The sequence below is a fragment of the Niabella hirudinis genome, assembly GCF_051201075.1.
GTDB classification, from domain to species: Bacteria; Bacteroidota; Bacteroidia; order Chitinophagales; family Chitinophagaceae; genus Niabella; species Niabella hirudinis.
In genome coordinates, this window is sequence record NZ_JBPEHJ010000002.1 from 208789 (window position 1) to 226946 (window position 18158).

21 protein-coding genes are annotated in these 18158 nt (G+C 46.9%); 8 read left to right on the forward strand and 13 right to left on the reverse strand.

Annotation, left to right across the window (positions count from 1 at the left end):
- Nucleotides 1–14 precede the first annotated feature (14 nt).
- From queA to GGU45_RS04260, 5 genes are all read right to left on the reverse strand, one after another.
- Nucleotides 15–1064 carry a tRNA preQ1(34) S-adenosylmethionine ribosyltransferase-isomerase QueA gene (gene queA, locus GGU45_RS04240; protein WP_435222324.1) on the reverse strand — a complete coding sequence of 350 codons (1050 nt, stop codon included), beginning with the start codon at nucleotides 1062–1064 and terminating at the stop codon, nucleotides 15–17.
- A 170-nt stretch (nucleotides 1065–1234) separates the two neighbouring features.
- Nucleotides 1235–2989, reverse strand: a complete 1755-nt coding sequence (locus tag GGU45_RS04245) for an ABC transporter ATP-binding protein (protein WP_435222326.1) — start codon at nucleotides 2987–2989, stop codon at nucleotides 1235–1237.
- Nucleotides 2989–3375 (reverse strand): hypothetical protein, encoded by a 387-nt coding sequence (locus GGU45_RS04250; protein ID WP_435222327.1) that lies wholly within the window; start codon nucleotides 3373–3375, stop codon nucleotides 2989–2991. The genes GGU45_RS04245 and GGU45_RS04250 overlap by 1 nt, the downstream gene beginning before the upstream one ends.
- 13 nt (nucleotides 3376–3388) lie before the next feature.
- The gene (locus GGU45_RS04255) at nucleotides 3389–4159 is read right to left on the reverse strand and encodes an AMP nucleosidase (RefSeq protein WP_435222328.1); all 771 of its coding nucleotides are present in this window, start codon (nucleotides 4157–4159) and stop codon (nucleotides 3389–3391) included.
- Between the two features lie 85 nt (nucleotides 4160–4244).
- On the reverse strand, nucleotides 4245–4460 hold the full coding sequence (locus tag GGU45_RS04260; RefSeq protein ID WP_435222330.1) for a hypothetical protein: 216 nt from the start codon (nucleotides 4458–4460) through the stop codon (nucleotides 4245–4247).
- Nucleotides 4461–4549: 89 nt separating this feature from the next.
- Between GGU45_RS04260 and GGU45_RS04265 the strand changes: the two genes are divergently transcribed.
- The gene (locus tag GGU45_RS04265; protein WP_435222332.1) at nucleotides 4550–4996 is read left to right on the forward strand and encodes a type I restriction enzyme HsdR N-terminal domain-containing protein; all 447 of its coding nucleotides are present in this window, start codon (nucleotides 4550–4552) and stop codon (nucleotides 4994–4996) included.
- On the opposite strand, the gene GGU45_RS04270 is transcribed toward GGU45_RS04265, so the two are convergent.
- The gene (locus GGU45_RS04270) at nucleotides 4970–5860 is read right to left on the reverse strand and encodes a 3-hydroxyacyl-CoA dehydrogenase NAD-binding domain-containing protein (protein ID WP_435222334.1); all 891 of its coding nucleotides are present in this window, start codon (nucleotides 5858–5860) and stop codon (nucleotides 4970–4972) included. The genes GGU45_RS04265 and GGU45_RS04270 overlap by 27 nt on opposite strands.
- Before the next feature lie 67 nt (nucleotides 5861–5927).
- On the opposite strand from GGU45_RS04270, the gene GGU45_RS04275 reads away from it, so the two are divergent.
- Both GGU45_RS04275 and GGU45_RS04280 read left to right on the forward strand, forming a co-directional pair.
- Nucleotides 5928–6380 (forward strand): ribonuclease domain-containing protein, encoded by a 453-nt coding sequence (locus GGU45_RS04275; protein WP_435222336.1) that lies wholly within the window; start codon nucleotides 5928–5930, stop codon nucleotides 6378–6380.
- 5 nt (nucleotides 6381–6385) lie between these two features.
- Nucleotides 6386–6664 carry a barstar family protein gene (locus GGU45_RS04280; protein WP_435222338.1) on the forward strand — a complete coding sequence of 93 codons (279 nt, stop codon included), beginning with the start codon at nucleotides 6386–6388 and terminating at the stop codon, nucleotides 6662–6664.
- A 462-nt stretch (nucleotides 6665–7126) separates the two neighbouring features.
- On the opposite strand, the gene GGU45_RS04285 is transcribed toward GGU45_RS04280, so the two are convergent.
- Nucleotides 7127–7765, reverse strand: a complete 639-nt coding sequence (locus tag GGU45_RS04285; RefSeq protein WP_435222340.1) for a carboxypeptidase-like regulatory domain-containing protein — start codon at nucleotides 7763–7765, stop codon at nucleotides 7127–7129.
- A gap of 104 nt (nucleotides 7766–7869) precedes the next feature.
- On the opposite strand from GGU45_RS04285, the gene GGU45_RS04290 reads away from it, so the two are divergent.
- Both GGU45_RS04290 and GGU45_RS04295 read left to right on the forward strand, forming a co-directional pair.
- On the forward strand, nucleotides 7870–8943 hold the full coding sequence (locus GGU45_RS04290) for an Mrp/NBP35 family ATP-binding protein (protein ID WP_435222342.1): 1074 nt from the start codon (nucleotides 7870–7872) through the stop codon (nucleotides 8941–8943).
- A 45-nt stretch (nucleotides 8944–8988) separates the two neighbouring features.
- Complete coding sequence (locus GGU45_RS04295; RefSeq protein WP_435222344.1) at nucleotides 8989–9165, forward strand: hypothetical protein; 177 nt, start codon at nucleotides 8989–8991, stop codon at nucleotides 9163–9165.
- A 40-nt stretch (nucleotides 9166–9205) separates the two neighbouring features.
- Here GGU45_RS04295 and GGU45_RS04300 read toward each other — a convergent pair whose 3' ends face one another.
- From GGU45_RS04300 to GGU45_RS04325, 6 genes are all read right to left on the reverse strand, one after another.
- Nucleotides 9206–9520 (reverse strand): helix-turn-helix domain-containing protein, encoded by a 315-nt coding sequence (locus tag GGU45_RS04300; RefSeq protein ID WP_435222345.1) that lies wholly within the window; start codon nucleotides 9518–9520, stop codon nucleotides 9206–9208.
- Nucleotides 9517–9870, reverse strand: a complete 354-nt coding sequence (locus GGU45_RS04305) for a type II toxin-antitoxin system RelE/ParE family toxin (protein WP_435222347.1) — start codon at nucleotides 9868–9870, stop codon at nucleotides 9517–9519. The genes GGU45_RS04300 and GGU45_RS04305 overlap by 4 nt, the downstream gene beginning before the upstream one ends.
- 154 nt (nucleotides 9871–10024) lie before the next feature.
- Nucleotides 10025–10741 (reverse strand): 4-hydroxy-tetrahydrodipicolinate reductase, encoded by a 717-nt coding sequence (dapB, locus tag GGU45_RS04310; protein ID WP_435222348.1) that lies wholly within the window; start codon nucleotides 10739–10741, stop codon nucleotides 10025–10027.
- 104 nt (nucleotides 10742–10845) lie between these two features.
- Nucleotides 10846–11559, reverse strand: a complete 714-nt coding sequence (locus tag GGU45_RS04315; protein ID WP_435222349.1) for a DUF5683 domain-containing protein — start codon at nucleotides 11557–11559, stop codon at nucleotides 10846–10848.
- Nucleotides 11560–11575: 16 nt separating this feature from the next.
- Nucleotides 11576–12499: a ParB/RepB/Spo0J family partition protein gene (locus tag GGU45_RS04320; RefSeq protein ID WP_435222351.1), complete on the reverse strand. Its 924-nt coding sequence runs from the start codon at nucleotides 12497–12499 to the stop codon at nucleotides 11576–11578.
- Between the two features lie 74 nt (nucleotides 12500–12573).
- Nucleotides 12574–13374, reverse strand: coding sequence for a ParA family protein (locus GGU45_RS04325; RefSeq protein ID WP_435222352.1), 801 nt, complete (start codon nucleotides 13372–13374; stop codon nucleotides 12574–12576).
- A gap of 244 nt (nucleotides 13375–13618) precedes the next feature.
- Between GGU45_RS04325 and GGU45_RS04330 the strand changes: the two genes are divergently transcribed.
- The 3 genes from GGU45_RS04330 to lon all read left to right on the forward strand — a co-directional run bounded on the left by GGU45_RS04330 (nucleotide 13619) and on the right by lon (nucleotide 18114).
- Complete coding sequence (locus GGU45_RS04330; RefSeq protein WP_435222354.1) at nucleotides 13619–14881, forward strand: metallophosphoesterase; 1263 nt, start codon at nucleotides 13619–13621, stop codon at nucleotides 14879–14881.
- 46 nt (nucleotides 14882–14927) lie between these two features.
- Nucleotides 14928–15518, forward strand: a complete 591-nt coding sequence (locus GGU45_RS04335) for a porin family protein (RefSeq protein WP_435222356.1) — start codon at nucleotides 14928–14930, stop codon at nucleotides 15516–15518.
- A 196-nt stretch (nucleotides 15519–15714) separates the two neighbouring features.
- A complete protein-coding gene (lon, locus tag GGU45_RS04340; RefSeq protein WP_435222358.1) occupies nucleotides 15715–18114 on the forward strand; it encodes an endopeptidase La in 2400 nt (799 codons plus the stop codon).
- Nucleotides 18115–18158: the final 44 nt, after the last annotated feature.

Here is an 18158-nt window from a genome sequence, read left to right on the forward strand (position 1 = left end):
CCGGAAAAATCCGTTTAAATGATCAGCAATGCATCTCCATAGCTGAAGAAACGATACTTATCTTTAATTGCTTTTTTATAGGCCTCAATGGTCAGTTCATACCCCGCAAAAGCGCTGGTCATGATCATCAGGCTGGTCTTGGGCAGGTGAAAATTGGTCACCAATGCATTTGCAATATTGAAATCATACGGAGGATGAATAAACATGTTCGTCCATCCCTCGGAAGGCTTTAACAGCTTTTGAGCGGTAAAGGAAGATTCCATAGCGCGCATGGTAGTGGTACCAATTGAGCAAATGCGATGACCACTTTCCTTGGCCTTATTTACAACACGGCAGGCCATATCATCAATATGATAATATTCGGCATCCATTTTATGCTTGCTGAGGTCCTCTACCTCAATCGGGCGAAAAGTCCCCAATCCGGTATGAAGGGTTACTTCGGAAAAACGAATTCCTTTGATTTCCAGGCGTTTGATCAGTTCGCGGCTGAAGTGCAGGCCGGCTGTTGGTGCTGCCACGGCTCCTTCGTGTTTGGCATAAACAGTTTGGTAGCGCTCCTTATCGTCATCATCCGGTTTCCTTTTAATGTACTTGGGCAACGGTGTTTCGCCCAGGGCCTCCAGCTGAGCCTTGAACGCTTCCTCTGATCCTTCCCAGAGAAAGCGGATCGTACGGCCGCGGCTGGTCGTATTGTCGATCACCTCGGCTACCAGCTCTTCATTTTCGCCAAAATAGAGTTTATTACCCACCCGGATTTTGCGGGCCGGGTCCACAATTACATCCCAGAGGCGGTTCTGTTTATTCAATTCTCTTAAGAGGAATACTTCAATTTTGGCGCCGGTTTTTTCCTTACGGCCATACATACGGGCCGGAAAAACCTTGGTATTATTTACCACAAAAACATCTTTGTCGTCAAAATAATCCAGGATATCGCGGAAGTTTTTGTTTTCCATTTGCCCCGTCTGGCGATGTACCACCATCATGCGGGCATCTTCTCTTTTCTTTGTTGGATGTTGTGCAATGAGGTTAAGAGGCAGATCAAATTGAAATTGTGAAAGCTTCATTCTTTTGTTTAACGGTTTTAAATGTCAATACCCGAAAACAAGCGAAGCCCGGGGGAGGAAGTTTTGAACAAACTGGAAACCAGTATGTTTTACGCTTTCGATCCCCGGTCTTACGGCACCGGTTTTCGATTTGTGCGTGCAAAGGTAACACTATTGCAGTAATTTCCGGTTTATTTTTTATGTGGGGTGCGGCCTGTTAGGTCTTCAGGCCTAACAGGTCGCACCCCACCCCGGGGTATAGCTTCAATCAGCCTTTTGGTGTATGCACTTTTTGGATGCTCATAAATTTGATCTGCGGGGCCCTCCTCTTCTATTGTACCCTTGTTCATCACAATGATCCGGTCGCTGAAATAGCGCACTACCGACAGATCGTGACTGATAAATACGATGGTAAAGCCAAATTCTTTTTTGAGATCGTTCAGCAGGTTGAGTACCTGGGCCTGTACGCTTACATCCAGTGCAGATACCGATTCATCGCAGATAATAAAAGAAGGATTCAGCGCCAGGGCCCTTGCAATAACAATACGTTGCCGCTGACCTCCGCTGAACTCGTGCGGGTAGCGATCGTAATGTTCCGGCAGCAGGCCCACTTTTTCCAGTAAGGTTTCCACGCTTTTTTTACGGGCGGCTGCATTCGGCTCAATCCCATGCACTTTTAGCGGCTCTTCGATGGATGGGCCTATTTTTTTCCGGGGGTTTAAGGAAGAATAAGGATCCTGAAAAATAATCTGCAGCTGCTTGCGCAAGCTACGTAATGCTTCCTTTTTAAACAAACTCATATCCTGCCCCTTGTAAATGACTCTTCCCCCTGTTGAAGGGATCAGTTGCAGCAGGGCACGTCCCAACGTGGTCTTTCCACAACCGCTTTCCCCCACCAGTCCCAGTGTTTCATTTTCAAAGATCCTGAAGCTCACCGCATCCACGGCCCTGGTATAGCTGAGCGGCTTCCCCAGCCAGCTCCGTTCCTTTGGAAACCAAACAGAAAGCTCCTCCACTTTTACCAGGCAATTAGCCACAGCAATGCCGGGCAGGGGTGCCGGTTCCGCAGGTGTTTCCACAACGGGTTTCACCATGGGTGTATCTATAAAATCGCTCACCACCGGCAGCCGGGCTCCTTTCTTATGATTTACCGGCCGGCAGGCCATGAGCGCCCTGGTGTAAGGGTGCTGCGGATCCCGGAACAGCTGCTCCACGGTGCCCTCTTCCATTATTTCGCCCCTGTACAGCACTACCGCCCGGTTGGCAATTTCCGCCACTACGCCCAGGTCGTGTGTAATAAAGATTACTCCCATGCCGGTTTCCAGCTGCAATTCTTTAATGAGCTGCAGTACGGTTTTTTGCACTGTTACGTCCAAAGCAGTAGTAGGCTCATCGCAGATAAGGAGCCGGGGCTTGCAGCACATCGCCATAGCGATCATTACCCGTTGTTTTTGCCCTCCGCTAAGTTGATGAGGATACCGGTGGTATATAGCCGGAGGATCTGGTAGCTGTACACGCTCAAACCAGCGGATGGCCTGCGCCCTGGCCGCTTCCTTTGTTACATGAGTATGTACCCGGATGGCTTCGGCTACCTGATTGCCGCAGGTATATACCGGGTTCAGGGAGGTCATCGGTTCCTGGAATATCATGGAAATAGCGTTGCCCCGGATGGCCTGCATGGCCTCCCTGCTCTCATTGAGCAGGCTAATGCAGCTGCCGTCTTCTGCATAATAACAGATGGAGCCCTGTACATATTTTACCGGAGGAGAAGGGATTAACTGTAGTATCGACAAAGAGGTAACTGATTTGCCCGACCCGGACTCTCCTACCAGCGCCACAATCTCATTGGAATGCACCGTTACCGAAATATTTTTCAGCGCGTGGTTCACCACACCATCAGACGTAAAATCGGCGCACAGATCCCGGATCTCCAGTAAGGGCTGCATTACTGTACCACTTTAATATTCAGCTTTTTTTCCGGCGTGGGATAGTAAGCCATACAAACAGCACATTGCTGGTCTTTTTTTGCCGGTACTATTTCAAAATAAAAAACATCGCCTTCCTTAATGTTGGAAGGAAAATCGCAGGGGTTGGTGATGCCAAAGGCCTTCCAATAGGTCTTATTGGTTTGGGGATTGGTCCATGTGGCTGCTACCTGCCATGGATCAATTCTCCCTTCAATAACGGAGAAGGTATAATTGGAGCACATACCGGCTACTTCAAACCGGGCCTTATAACGGGTGCCGCCACCCTTTGTTGCTTTTGAAGAACAAGCGGTTGTGGCCGAAAATATGGCGGCAGCAATGATAAATGTCAATATACCTGTTTTCATATTTTATATGATTTTAAAATCGCAAATGTCGTACTGTTTGGCCGTTATTGATCAACTGTTTTAATGAATCAATACCGATCTTTAAATGAGTTTCTACATACTTTGCCGTCACCTTCCGGTCGCTGTCGGCCGTCTTTACCCCATCTGGTATCATGGGCTGGTCACTTACCAGCAGCAGGGCGCCGGTGGGGATCTTGTTAAAAAAGCCAACGGTAAAAATAGTAGCTGTTTCCATATCCACCGCATAGGCCCTCACCCGTTGCAGGTAGGTCTTGAATTCTTCATCATGCTCCCATACCCTCCGGTTGGTCGTATATACGGTACCGGTCCAGTAATCGGTTTTTGCTTCCCTTATTGTGGTACTTACTGCTTTCTGCAATGCAAATGCCGGCAGCGCCGGTACTTCATGCGGAAAATAATCATCTGAAGTTCCCTCTCCCCGGATCGCCGCAATGGGCAGAATAAGGTCCCCCACTTTATTGCGTTTTTTAAGCCCGCCGCATTTTCCCAAAAACAATACCGCTTTGGGGGCAATAGCGGTTAACAGGTCCATAATGGTTGCCGCTGTGGGGCTTCCCATACCAAAATTGACGATGGTAATATCCCCGGCCGTAGCGCATTGCATCGGTTTATCAAGCCCCACTACTTCTACCTTATTCCAGTCGGCAAAGAGCTTTACATAGTTGTCAAAATTGGTGAGCAGGATGTATGCTCCAAAATTTTTTAAACTTTCTCCTGTATACCGGGGCAGCCAGTTCTTTACAATCTCATTCTTTGTTTTCATGCTGCATCAATAATGTTACCGGGAAAACAGCGCTCAAATATCAACTCATCAACATAGGCGTCCACATCTTCATTTGAAATCGTTTTTAAGATTTTTTCAACTTCGTCAGCTGTCCAGTTCCCTCTTTGTTTTTTACTTGAAAAATTTCCAGGCTGGAGCCCGGATTTTTTGGCAATATATTCATTTTTGTACCCGAAATATCAATTATATGTGGCAACTCTTTTAACAGCAATCGATAACTATGTACAACACCAATCATATTACATACTATTTGAACCCCAAAATAATAACTTTTAGCCACATTTTAAATAATTTTCAACCCTGATAAGGCGTGGGAAAACCGGCTCCCTTTTTACCGGTATCCACCGCGAAACCGTTATTTTTGGCCCAATGATACGCGTTCAATACCCGCAACCAGCGTTTAAGATTGAAACCCGCAATGGCCAGCCGCATATTTTTGATGCGCTGCGCAGAAAGTGGCTGGTGCTGCAGGATGAGGAATGGATCCGTCAGAATTTTATCCAATACCTGTTGCAAACCATGCGGTATCCCGCGGCTCTCATCGCACTCGAAAAAGAGATCCGGCTGGGTGAACTGAAAAAACGGTTCGACATTCTCGTATATGATCGGGATCATCGCCCCTGGATGCTGATCGAATGCAAGGCCGGCCAGGTATTGTTGAATGATGCCGTGCTGGACCAGGTTCTGCGTTATAATATTGCCCTGCCGGCTCCCTATCTGGTTATTACCAATGGCAATCACACCTATGGATGGAAAAAAGAAACCCATCGCCTGACGCCAATCGAAATGCTACCGGAATTTTTCACTCACTACTAACTCCTTTGTTCCGGGTGTATAAGTATAAAAACCTTCCCCGGATTTAACGCCCAGTTTCCCGGAGTTGACCATATTAACCAGGAGCGGACAGGGCGCATATTTAGGATTTCCAAATCCATTGTGCAGTACATTTAAAATAGACAGGCATACATCCAGCCCTATAAAATCAGCCAGTTGCAGCGGCCCCATGGGGTGGGCCATACCCAGTTTCATAATAGTATCAATCGCTTCTACCCGGGCTACTCCCTCGTACAGGCTGTAGATGGCTTCATTGATCATCGGCATCAAAATACGGTTAGCGACAAAACCTGGATAGTCATTGGCCAGGGCGGGCATTTTCCCAAGCTTTTTACTTAACGCAATAATGGTGTCAGAAACCGCGGTATGGGTAGCATATCCGTTAATAACCTCCACCAGTTTCATCACCGGAACGGGGTTCATAAAATGCATCCCGATCACCTGACCGGGGCGACTGGTTACCGATGCAATTTTTGTTATGGAGATCGATGAGGTATTAGTGGCGAGGATGCAATCCGCCGGTGCGGCGGCATCGGTCATCCTGAATATTTCCAGCTTCAAAGTCTCCTGTTCGGTAGCCGCCTCAACTACCAGCTGCGCCTCGGCCACACCTTCTTCAAGACGGGTTTCAGTAGTTATATTTTGCAGGGTCGCTGCCTTTTCTTGTGCAGTAATGGCCTCCTTTGCCAGCTGCCGGTCCAGGTTTTTTTCGATGGTCCGAAGCGCTTTCTCCAGCTGTGCGGCAGAAACATCAATCAACACAACCCGATGCCCGGTTTGCGCAAATACATGGGCAATACCATTACCCATGGTACCGGCGCCAATAACGGAAACATTTTTAATCATAAGGGCAAGATAATTAAAAATGGATTAATAAATTTTGCAGTAGGTTTGCCCGATCAACGGAATAAAAATGCGCAAACAAAGCATCGTGCTGCTGCTGGCAGCGATTCTGATAGTGGGATACTTTTGGCACACCGGTACTCCGGAGCAAAGGGAGCAGCCTTCCACAGACCGGAGCGGAACAACGGCTCCGGTAGAGGCACTCACAAAAGAAACAATTGTAGTGCCATACTTGAAAAAGAACGGCCGTCTTCCCGCTTACTATATCACCAAACAGGAGGCCCGTCAAAAAGGCTGGATCGCAGCACAGGGCAACCTGTGCGAGGTATTGCCGGGCAGGGCCATCGGGGGCGACTTTTTCAGTAACCGCGAAAAAACATTACCGGTCAAAAGCGGAAGAAAGTGGTATGAGGCAGACATTAATTATCATTGTGGTCACCGCAATGCAGACCGGCTTCTTTTTTCAAATGACGGGCTGGTATTTGTTACAAAAGATCACTATAGATCCTTTGAAGAAAAATAAATGATATGAAGGAAATTATTTTTGATTTTGACCGGATCGGCACTAAAGCCGATTTCTATAAAACGGCGATCACCAAACTGGAGTTGCCGGAATACTTTGGCAATAACCTGGATGCGCTTTATGATGTGCTGACCGGGGCCATTGCACTTCCTGTAAAAGTACGTTTTGAAAACCTTTCGCTGGGACAACTGGAAACCTTCGAAGATATTATTACCGTTTTTGAAGATGCGGCTTTTGAACTTGAGGAACAGCTGATCTTCGAATATTATCTTAAGAAAATTTGAATCCCGATCGCCATCGCATGCGCGTCAAGTTAATTTTTGTCCTGGGAGCTGCAGCGCAGCGCTGATCCTGTTAGTAAACGACAATACGGGTAATAAAGGTGCAGCGCACCGGTAATCATTGCGGTTTGTACAAGCCGTGCACAAAAAATTACCACCGCGCTGCGGCTACGGGAGGTTTTGGAGGTTCATCGTTATAAGGGTCAACGGCGCGCTGCGCCTGTTTGCCATTAAAGATGCGATCTTTTTGGCGAGAAAGGCTTACCCGTACTACATTTCATGGCAACATGATCTGTTCTTAACTTGACGTGCATGCGATCGCCATCGGGAGTGGAGATGTGGAACCAGTCAACAGAGAATAGCAGGTAGGGAGTAGAAAACTCATCGAGCGTAGAAGGGCCGCTAACTTTAAACATTAAACCTGAAGACAGGGAAATACCACGAAGCATCAAACATCAAACTTGCTTACTTCCGCTTATAATCACCCCGTTTCCAAGACTTAATAAACTCGGACCATGCAGCAGGATTAAAAATATTCATAGGAGGAATTTGCCCCTGGTAACGGGCTTTTTGAGAAATCATGTTGAGCTGCATATTGGTAACCTCTCTTCCGTCATAGGCCGTCTTCCGCAGCATAGAGCGTTGCATTTCTTTGGTATTGTTTTTCCGGATGATCTCCATCTCATCATCAGCCACTTTCACATTTACAAAATCGCGGGCAAACTGCTCCGGTGTGGGCCGGGGCCGTATAATGGCCGCCGGAAGGTATACCGTGTCTTCGGTCATTAATACAACCATATTATATTGGTTCCCTTCCAGGTCCCTGGGAATGGGCTTGACCACTGGCTTGTAGGTCACATGCGAAAATTCGATCTGGTCGCCCTTCAGTACAGCAATGGAAAACACGCCTTGTTCATTGGTAATCGTTCCGCGTGAAGATCCTTTTACCGTAACGCTTACGGACGGGATGCCATAAAGACTGTCTGAAGACATTACAATACCAAAAAGCTGGATTACTGAATCGCGCGCTTTTTCGAACTGTGCGTGCGCAGTTGATGGAATTATAAACAATAAAACAATAACCGGTATGATTATTTTCTTCACGGCTTCAAATTTAAGTAACCATTTGTAAATAAGACAACAAAATGCCCAATAGGATGTTTAACTTTGTGGATTGTAGCTTTTTTAACATAAGCTTTAGTAAATAAATGACAAAAGAACTCGTTTTGCAGGCATTGGGTACGGTTCATATTCCCGGCTCTCATAAAAATATTGTAGACCTGGATATGATCAGGGACCTCGTGATTGAAAAATATTATGTTGCTTTTAATATCGACCTGCCCAGCCAGGATGCACAGCTGCGGGAACAGGTAAAAATGGCATGCATACAGGCTATTAAAACACAGGTGAATGAAAAGGCAGTGGTTAAAGCAGGCTTTGGTAGTCATACCCCCAAAGCACAGGCTGCTGCCGGTGCACCGGTAAAGGCATTGCCGGGTGTAAAAAATATTATTGCCGTAGTGAGTGGTAAGGGGGGCGTTGGCAAAAGCACGGTTGCGGCCAACCTGGCGCTGGCGCTGGCGCAATCCGGAGCCGCTGTTGGATTGATGGATGCTGATATCTATGGCCCAAGCGTGCCCATTATGTTTGGCGTGCGGGGCGAGCGGCCGATGATGAAAGATGTGAACGGCAAGGGCATGATCGTTCCCCTGGAACGCTTCGGCATTAAATTGCTCAGCATCGGGCTGCTGGTAGATGAAAGCAAAGCCGTGGTATGGCGGGGGCCCATGGCCAGCAGCGCTATCAAACAGTTTATTACCGATGTAGACTGGGGCAACCTGGATTACCTGATTGTAGACATGCCTCCCGGCACCGGAGATATTCATTTGACCCTGATGCAGATTGCCCATGTGAGCGGCGTGGTCATTGTAAGCACCCCCCAGGATGTGGCTTTAGCCGATGCCAAAAAGGGCATTGCCATGTTTGGCCAGGCACAGCTCAACGCCCCCATCATTGGACTGGTGGAAAACATGAGCTACTTTATCCCCGCAGAATTGCCTGATAACAAATATTACATTTTTGGAAAGGAAGGTGGAAAACGCCTGGCTAGTGAATATGATCTTCCCTTCCTGGGTGAAATTCCCCTGGTGCAAGGTATACGCGAGGGGGGCGACCAGGGCATTCCGGTAATGATGAGCGACGATGAAGTGACCAAGGCAGCGTTCAAGGCCTTTGCAAGACAGGTGGTGCATTTTTCGGAAACGAAAGCTTCAAAAAGATAAACTATCTGAGAGGTCTATTTTTGTTTAATTTCAAGGTGTTCAATTATGAATATTGCATCCCTTCTTAAAAAGTATGCAGCACTGATTGTAGGTGCCGGATTCCTGTTATTAGGGCTACTGACACTCGCAAAAGTATTTGACGATCTGTCCCGAAATGCTGGCGTTGCCTTGACTGTAGTGGGAATAGCAACTATTATTTATTTTTTATTCAGGAATAAATAGGACATGAGCAATGCGGGGTGACTCTTTTGAGAGGAGTGCATCACTGCCCGACACTTATGTTCAGGTTTGACAATTCCACCTGAAATTTTACCTTTGCTTTTAGTGCAGTAAATACGCGCAGCAAAGTATCCATAGTTACATTGCCTGCATTATTTTCAAGCCGGGAGATCTGGGCTTTTTGAACGCCCACCAGTTTCCCCAATTCCTCCTGCGTCAGGTTGCGCTCCTGGCGGGTTTGCTTAATGGCTTTGCCGATCAGATCCATCTGCAATTCATATTCAAAACGGTCCCGGTTGGGGGTTCCAATTTTCCCGATAAACTCGTCCTGTATTTCCGCCAATGTATATGTTTTCATTTCTTCTGATCCTTTATTTTTTCTTCAAAATATTTTGTTCGGGTTTGAATGGCTTTTTGAATTTCCTGTTTTGGAACATCACTCCGCTTTTTGATAAACCCATGAGTCGATATTACTAATGTTTCCATAGTAGAATCTTTATCCCCAAAAGCCAAAAGCCGGTATTGCAATCCCTGGTACAGCGTTCTAAATTCCCAAATATCATTCGTCAGTTTTTTAAAAAGCTCGGGATCATTTTTCTTCTGTGCTTTACGAATGTTATAAATTATTTTTTCGTAATGCTTTCTTTCCAGGCTCTTCAAAAACAAACGCACCTCTTCCAGAAGTACAATTTCAAAACGTGTTTCCATGTTAAAGGTTAAGCAGAGCAAAAGTATGCGAAAGTTTCATTAAAACGAAACCTTTAATTAGCTCATTTTACAGGAAAGATTGGGAAACAGGTAGTCGAAATTATAAGCAATAAAAAAATAAAGTCTTAATCACAGTTAGGTTTTTGGAATGCCATCAAAGCCCCAGCACATCCTTCATTGTAAACACGCCTTTTTTGTCGTTGATATACTCAGCAGCCAATACTGCTCCCAATGCAAATCCTTTGCGGTTATGCGCAGTGTGGGTTATGGAGATGTCGTCGATCTCTGAGGAATAAGTAGTGGTATGGGTTCCCGGCACGGTGCCGATCCTTTTGCTGATGATCAGTAATTCATCTTCTGCGGGCTCCACATCGTTAACCCATTTTTTCTTTTCCGTGTACACTTCCTGCACCTGCTCTGCCAAGGTGATAGCGGTACCGCTGGGTGCGTCCCGCTTTTCTGTATGGTGAATTTCTTCCAGGCTTACTGAATAGGTACCATACTTGTGCATAAGCTCCGCCAGCTTTTTATTGAGCTCAAAAAATAAATTCACCCCAATACTGAAGTTGCTGGCATAAAGGAACGTTCCCTCATTCCGGTTGATCACAGAGAGCAGTTCAGGCATCTTTTCCAGCCATCCTGTAGAACCGCTCACTACGGGCACTCCCAACCCTATCAGCTTAACCAGGTTTTCAAACGCTGTATGCGGCCCCGTAAATTCGATAGCAACATCGGCCTTACCGATATTTTCCGCATTTAGCTCCTGCGGATTGCTCACGTCTATTTTCAGTACTATTTCATGCCCGCGTTCCAGGGCAACAGCTTCGATAGCCTTCCCCATTTTCCCGTATCCGATAAGTGCAATATTCATTTGAAATTTCCGATTTTTAATTTTTGATTTGAGCTTTCAGCACCCAGTGTCCAGTGTCCAGCGTTCAGCATTTAGCATTCTGCATTCAGCATTCTGCACTCCGTCTATTTAATCCGCATCACCAGGCTCAAGCCGTTGGTCTTGGACATCTCGCTGTAACCGGGTTGCAGCCGCAGACTCAGCGTGGGCGACACATCAAAAGTGCTCAGGTGCGCGTCCACCGAAGCGTCCACAACGTTCAGCCCCCAGGCAATCAGGAAAAACACAAAAGAGTAATCCATGCTTTTCCGGTATTCGTCCCTGGTGCTTCTTAATATTTCGTACCGGTCGCTGTTTTGCCCAAAAAATATTTTCTGCACATATTGATCCAGCTTAAAATAGCCGGTGCTATCTCTCACTTCTCCTTCCTTCAATGGCTTTGAAAATTCGGTAGCTACAATAAACCCGGCTCTCAATCTCTTATACCATACCAGGTTATTTACGAAAAGCCCCCCTGTAGCGCCCAAAGCTGCATAAACAATGGGCACTTTCCATATTTTCCGGTTATAAACCTGTCCCCAGCCGGGAAGCACGGCCGATCGTAATGCCGCTGTTCCGGGGTTACGGTACCGTGGGTCTTTTCTTGCCACTGTATCAATATATTTATCCCGCGTCTTAGCCACGTGCTTCAGTTCTGCCTTTGCCTTTACTGCGGTATCCGTCTTTGCAGGGAGGCTATCGTGCCTCGCAACAGTATCTTTTTCCTGCGCACCAACTGATCCACAGGTTCCTGCAACAAAGAAAAGCAGCAGTATTATTTTGTTCAGGAATTGCATCATGCAAATAAAGCACTAATTAATCTACCGATACGTTAAAGTTGTGCAGCAACTTGTTTAATTCTTCAACGGAATAGTAGTCAAATGTGATCTGCCCGCTGCCATTGTTGCTGTGCTTCAATTTCACGCGCGTGTCAAACTGGGAGGCCAGCTTATCCTCAATACGTTGAAAAGAGTTGGAAAGTCCACTTCTTGTTACCGGCTTTTTAGCGGTGCCGGCCTGTTTGTAAAGGTTTCGTACCAGCACCTCTGTCTGGCGTACAGAAAGTCCTTTATCTTTTATTTCTTTAAAGATAAACAGTTGTTTTTCCACGGTATCCACATTAATGATGGCCCGGGCATGCCCCATGGAAAGTTCGCCGCTACGTACCGCCAGTTGTATATCCGGCGGCAATTTCAGCAGGCGTATAAAATTAGCAATAGTACTGCGGTCTTTTCCCATTCTTTCCGCCACCTGTTCCTGCGAATAATCCAGTTCATCCATCATCCGCTTATAACTCAGCGCCACTTCAACAGCATTCAGGTCTTCGCGCTGCAGATTCTCCAGCAAGGCCAGCTCCAACAGCTGTGCATCATTTGCCTGCCGTATGTAAGCCGGCACATCTGCCAGCCCCGCTATTCTCGAGGCCCTCAAACGACGCTCTCCCGCGATAAGCCGGTATTTGCCGGCGGCCGTTTTCGAAACGGTGAGCGGCTGTATAATGTCGTGGATCTTTATAGAATCTGCCAGCTCTCTTAGTGCCTGCTCGTCAAAATCGTGCCGGGGCTGCTTGGGGTTTACCTCTATGTCTGCTACCGGTATCCTTAGAATATTGGTAGCGTTCTCTACCACGGTTTTTTTCAACTGTTCGCCGCCGCCGCCTTTGAGTTCGGCATCAATACTTCCCAGCAGGGACCGGATCCCCTTGCCCAGTGCATCTTTATTTTGCTTTGTTGTTGCCATTACTTTGTTTCAGGTTTAAGGTTTAAGGTTTAAGGCCAAACGTTGAACCTTAAACTTTAAACATTGAACGAGGATCATTCCAGAATCTTAGCTTCGTTAGCAATTTTCGTCATATCATTTTTTTGCAGGATCTCTTTTGCAAGATTCAGGTAATTGAGGGCTCCCTTACTGGCGGCATCATACAAAATGGCAGGTTTCCCAAAACTGGGAGCCTCACTCAATTTTGAATTACGATGAATGATCGTATCAAACACTTTATCTTCAAAATGGCGCCGTACTTCACTTACAACCTGGTTACAAAGCCGCAACCGGGAGTCATACATCGTCATCAGGATGCCTTCAATAACCAGTTCAGTATTTAACCGGCTCTGAACAATTTTAATCGTGTTTAACAGCTTGCCCAATCCTTCCAGCGCAAAGAACTCACATTGAACCGGCACCACCACGGAGGCGGCAGCCGTTAAAGCATTCACGGTGATCAGCCCCAGGGAAGGAGAACAATCGATCACGATAAAATCGTAATCCTGCTGCACTGCTTCCAGGATGTTTTTCAGCACCATTTCCCGGTTCGGATAATTGATCATCTCAATTTCCGCCCCAACAAGGTCAATATGAGAAGGAATCAAATCAAGATTGGGGATATCACTTTTCAGGATCACTTCCCTTGCCGGCGCCTGGTTGGCCATACAATCATACAGGCTGTGTGTAACATTGTGCAGGTCAAATCCTACCCCCGTAGTACTGTTTGCCTGCGGATCTGCATCTACCAGCAAGGTCTTATATTCCAGAACAGCAAAGCTTGCCGCCAGGTTAATGGCTGTTGTGGTTTTACCAACGCCCCCTTTCTGATTTGCTACTCCAATAATTTTTGCCATAATTCTTAATTCTGTCTGAACAGGTGCAAAAAAACACTAAAAAAGTTCATTTAAGCAAATGTAAAGTATTTGATATTCTAAAAGCCGATAAAAAGCCGGCCGGAATCGGAAATTTGATCCCTGCTGTTGGGTTTGGAAATGTGAATGGTCAATAGCCAACGGTCAATGGTTGATACCAACCTCAAACCTTATAACATTAAACTTCAAACGATTTCTTAGTTTTGGCGGATTAAATCTCCCTTTTATGCGGAATACGTCATTCTGGTGGATCATGCTATTGATGATGCTGCTTATTGACCTCTACATCTTTATTGCCATCCGGTCTTCCCTGTTTGCCTACTCTTCCCAGCGAAACCGGAGCCTGTTTGCAATCGGTTACTGGAGCGTTACCGTTCTTATGCTGGGCACTCTGCTGCTGATACCCAACCTCCCGGATCATGATGCCGGCAGGCTTCGCCGAAGCGTGGTCTTTACCATCATTTTTGCTTTTTTTCTCGCCAAGATCCTTGCCGCTGTATTTTTCCTGGCAGATGATATCCGGCGACTGACCCAATGGGTAGGAGGAAAACTCTTTTCTGCGGGCAATAATGAGGTAGGCGAAGTTTCGGGGGCCGATACGGAAACGATTTCCCGGTCCAATTTCCTTAGCTGGCTGGGCGTTGCGGCGGGCGGCACCATTTTCTCGACCTTTATTTTTGGAATGGGCAATAAATACAACTACAAGATCAAAAAAGTGCCGCTGACCTACCCCAATTTGCCCGAGGGCTTCCGGGGCTTCCGGATGATACAAATATCGGATGTCCATAGCGGCAGCTTTAATAACAAAGCCGCAGTAAACCGGGGAATTGATATGATCCTGAATGCAAAACCCGACCTGATCGTATTTACCGGGGACCTGGTGAATAATATCGCTTCCGAAATGGAACATTACACAGAGGTTTTCTCACGCCTGAAAGCCCCCATGGGCGTGTTTTCCACGCTGGGCAATCACGATTACGGAGACTATCATCGCTGGAAGGATGCCGCTGAAAAAAACGCCAACCTGGAGCGTTTAAAACAGATACATGGCCAAATGGGCTGGCGCCTCCTGCTGGATGAGCACCTGCCGCTGGAGCGCAACGGATCGCAAATCGGACTACTGGGCGTGCAGAACATCAGCGGGAAAGCCCGGTTTCACAGTTATGGCAATATGGCGAAAGCTGCTGAAGGAGCTTCCCAATATCCTTTCAAAATACTGTTGAGCCACGACCCCTCCCACTGGGACGCGGAAGTCAATACCCGGTACCCCGACATTGACCTGATGCTGAGCGGGCATACACATGGAATGCAGTTTGGCGTAGAGCTTCCCTGGTTTCGCTGGAGCCCCGTCCAATACGTTTATAAACAATGGGCCGGTCTTTACGAAAAAGGGCACCAGAAACTTTATGTAAACCGCGGCTTTGGTTTTATCGGCTATCCGGGCAGGGTGGGCATCCTGCCGGAGATTACGATTTTTGAATTTCAATAATATTCCCGCATTTTTTGTCTAATTTTATAACTAAATAGTTGATTTTATGACACAAACAATAAAGACAACCGCCCTTTTGGTCTCCTGCTTTTTCCTCGCTATCGCTTCAAAAGCCCAGTTTCATATTGGCGTTAAAGCGGGCGTTAATGCCACCAAGATCAAAGGTGAAAGTTTTAAAGAAGCCTTTAATTATAATTATCTGTTGGGCGCTTTTGCCGAAATCGGCGTCAGCCCGAAGCTGAGCGTTAACCCCGAACTGATCTATTCCCAATCCTCAAGCACCCGGGACACCAGCTTTAAAAATGTTTTGCCCGATTTTAATAAGGAACAAACAAAGGCAAAGCTGAACTACCTCTCCATCCCCATCCTGTTGAATCTGAAACTGGCAGGCCCCCTGCATATTGAAGCAGGCCCCCAGTTCAGCATCCTTACCAGCACGGATAAAGACCTGCTCGAAAACGGGAAGGAAGCGTTTAAAGGGGGCGATTTTTCTATGGTAGGTGGCGTGCAATTCCAGTTTAGCGCCCTCCGGGTATCCGGAAGATATGTAATTGGTCTGAGCAACGTGAGCGATCTGCCCAACGAAGAAAAATGGAAGAACCAGGCCATACAGGTAGCGGTAGGATTTGCCTTGTAGCGCGCTCCCCGGTTTCAAACATCCCAAACGGTATCATCAACCGCCATTTTTCCGGACAATCCGTTTTTTTAGATTAAAAATCCGTCAATCTTTCCGCATTTTAGTTTGTGGCATCACAATTGACCTGCTAAAAGTTCTATTTTAAAAACAGGCGTAACCATGCGGCTATGCCAGTTTGTCCTGTTAAAAAAGACTAATGAAATTTGATATAAAATTTAGACCGGAAGATGAGATGGATTTTTTGCCCATTATTCCACTCAACGAAAATGAAGGAGACGAAAATCTGGATGAAATACCCGATGAAATTGCGATTTTGCCGCTGAGGAATACGGTGCTGTTTCCCGGCGTGGTATTGCCCATCACCGTTGGCAGGGATAAAAGCATCCTGGCCGTGAACGAGGCTTATAAGGGAAATAAATTCATAGGTGTAGTAGCTCAAAAGGACAGCAACCAGGAAAACCCGGAGGCCGGGGACCTGGAACAGATTGGCACCATTGCCAAAATCATTAAACTGATCAAGATGCCTGATGGGGGTACTACCGTCATCATCCAGGGCAGAAATAAATTTTTGATCGAGAAGATAAGCAGCATCGATCCCTATTTTAAAGCCCTCATCAAACGGATCCCGGATACAGAAACCCCGGTAGACCCGGATTTTGAGGCGCATATTGCCAATATAAAGGATTTGGCTACCAATATCATCCAACAGTCGCCCAATATCCCCTCAGAAGCATCAATCATTCTGAAGAATATCGAAAAACCCTCTTTCCTGATCCATTTTGTAAGCAGTAACCTCAACACCTCCGTAGAAGAAAAACAGCAACTGCTGGAGATGGATGATATCAGGGAACGCGCGGGTAGCCTGATGCAGCTATTGCAAAAAGAATTGCAGTTTGTTGAGCTGAAAAACAAAGTAACCAATAAAACGCGGACCGAGCTGGACAAACAACAACGCGAATATTTTTTACAACAGCAGCTTAAAAGCATCAAAGAAGAGCTGGGCGGCGACAACAACAGCCAGGAAATAAAGGAAATGCAAAAAAAGGCCGAAAGCAAAAAATGGCCCGAAACTGCAAAAGAAGCCTTTAAGAAGGGCATCGAAAAACTGGAACGGATGCACCCCAGCACCCCAGACTATTCGGTGGTATACAATCATGTGGACCTCATGCTCGACCTTCCCTGGGATGAGTACACGGCCGATCAGTATGACCTGGACAATGCCCGCAAAACACTGGATCATGACCATTACGGCATGGCTAAGATCAAAGAACGGATCCTGGAATACCTGGCCGTATTAAAATTAAAAGGCGATATGAAAAGTCCCATTCTTTGTTTCCTGGGCCCTCCGGGAATTGGGAAAACATCGCTGGGAAAAAGCATTGCCAGTGCGCTTGGCCGCAAATATGTGCGGTTAAGTTTGGGTGGCCTGCATGACGAAAGCGAGATCCGCGGGCACCGCAAAACCTATATTGGCGCCATGCCGGGCCGTATTCTTCAGTCGTTAAGAAAGGTAAAAAGCAGCAACCCCGTCATCGTATTGGATGAAATTGATAAAGTGGGCAACGATTTCCGCGGAGACCCCAGCAGCGCCCTGCTGGAAGTGCTGGACCCGGAACAGAATAACAGTTTTTACGATAATTACCTGGAGCTGGAATACGACCTGAGCAAAGTCTTGTTCATTGCTACAGCCAACAATATTCAAACCATTCAGCCGGCGCTGCGCGATCGTCTGGAGATTGTTGACCTCAGTGGCTATGCCATCGAAGAAAAAATCGAAATTGCCAAACGTCACCTGCTCCCCAAACAAAAGGAACTGCACGGGCTTACCAAAACCAATATCCGGTTTTCGGACAAGGTGCTGGCCCAGCTGATCGCCGATTATACCCGCGAAAGCGGGGTTAGGGAACTGGACCGGGTACTGGCCAGCATTATGCGGAACCGGGCCAAAAAAGTAGCTATGGGCCAGGCCGTTCCATCGCCCATTTCGGCCGATGCGGTACAGGAGATACTGGGAAAACCCCGGTACAGCAACGATCTGTATAAGACGGTGAACCTTCCGGGCGTAGCAGTAGGTTTGGCCTGGACCTATGTGGGTGGCGATATCCTGTTTATCGAATCCAGCCTCAGCGATGGAAAAGGAGAACTGCACCTGACCGGCAACCTGGGTAACGTGATGAAAGAAAGCGCCACTACAGCACTGACCTATCTGAAATCAAACGCGGGAAAATATAATATCGACAGTACGCTTTTTCAGAAGAAGAATATACATATACACGTGCCGGAGGGCGCAACACCCAAAGACGGCCCCAGCGCGGGTATTACGATGATGACCTCTATCGCTTCCTCGCTCACCGGCAAAAAGGTAAAGCCTTACCTGGCCATGACCGGGGAAATCACTTTGCGCGGACAGGTGTTACCCGTTGGCGGCATAAAGGAAAAAATCCTGGCCGCCAAGCGTGCCGGGATCAAGGAGATCATCCTTTGTTTGCAAAACCAGAAGGATGTAGAAGAAGTGGAAGCCGGCTTTATTAAAGGCCTCAAATTTCATTACGTCAGCAAGATGGAAGATGTATTAAAAATTGCAATCGGGGTTTAAGCTCTGGCTTGATCAAACAATAAGAAAGAGGCTGTCGCACCAAC